Annotated in this window: 2 protein-coding genes; both read left to right on the forward strand. The window is 60.1% G+C overall.

Going from position 1 to position 1,074, the window contains the following annotated elements; translation table 11 throughout:
• Window positions 1-434: diaminobutyrate acetyltransferase (gene ectA / locus IEX27_RS21035; RefSeq protein ID WP_188723024.1), on the forward strand; the 434-nt coding region annotated here is incomplete at its 5' end.
• Between the two features lie 116 nt (window positions 435-550).
• Window positions 551-1,074, forward strand: a 524-nt coding sequence (locus IEX27_RS21040) for an aminotransferase class III-fold pyridoxal phosphate-dependent enzyme (RefSeq protein WP_188723025.1), incomplete at its 3' end; no start/stop codon positions are given.

Consider the following 1,074-nt stretch of genomic DNA (forward strand, 5'->3'; position numbering starts at 1 on the left):
AGCCGCTCGATGAGAACTCGCTCTACTGCAATCTTCTGCAATGCGATCATTTCGCTGCAACCTCCATCATTGCCGAAAGTCGGGATGGCGCAATTGTCGGGTGGATTTCCGGATACCTGATCCCCGACGAGCCACAGACACTGTTCATCTGGCAGGTCGCCGTCGCGCCGTCCGCGCAAGGGAAGGGCATCGCCCGCAAGATGTTGAGCAGGCTTGTCACGCGTGAGATCTGCCGTGACGTGACGGCCCTCAGGACCACGATCACCGAAGATAACGCGCCAAGCTGGGCCCTTTTTACCTCTTTTGCGAAGATGCAGGGCAGCAGCCTTGAGCGGCAGCTGCATTTCGACAGCAACATACATTTCGGCGGGGTACATCCCACGGAACATATGGTGACGATCCGCTTCACCGAGGGCGTTGAGCAAGCCGCCTAAGTGCCGCGCGTCCCGGTGGAGGTTTGGGAACTCCACCCATTTGAGTGCGCCCGGAACAACTCCGGGAACCCGGCCCACTCCCAGCTCAGACAAATCCAGCCCGAAAGGATGACTTTATGACGACCGCTTCCACGGACGATGAGAAGATTTTTGCCCGGAGGGAATCCGAAGCGCGCAGCTATTGCCGCAGCTTTCCCGCCCTATTCACCAAGGCTGAGGGGGCAACGCTCACTTCTGCGGCCGGCAAGAAATACATCGATTTTCTCGCCGGTTGCTCGTCGCTGAACTATGGACACAACGATCCGGACATGAAGGCGGCTCTGATGGAGCATATCTCAGGCGACGGACTGGCGCATGGTCTCGACATGTTTACGGACGCCAAGGCCGCCTTCCTCGAGACGTTCGAACGGCTGATCCTGAAGCCGAGGGGCATGGACCATCGGCTGATGTTTACCGGGCCAACCGGCACCAATGCAATGGAAGCCGCACTGAAGCTTGCCCGCAAGGTGACGGGCCGCAACAACGTCATCGCCTTCACCAACGGGTTCCACGGCGTTTCCCTTGGCGCGCTCGCCGCGACGGGCAATGGTTACCACCGCGGCGGCGCCTCCGTCTCGCTGCCCGACGTAACGCGCATTCC

Origin of the sequence: Nitratireductor aestuarii, assembly GCF_014641695.1 — a bacterium.
GTDB lineage: Bacteria > Pseudomonadota > Alphaproteobacteria > Rhizobiales > Rhizobiaceae > Chelativorans > Chelativorans aestuarii.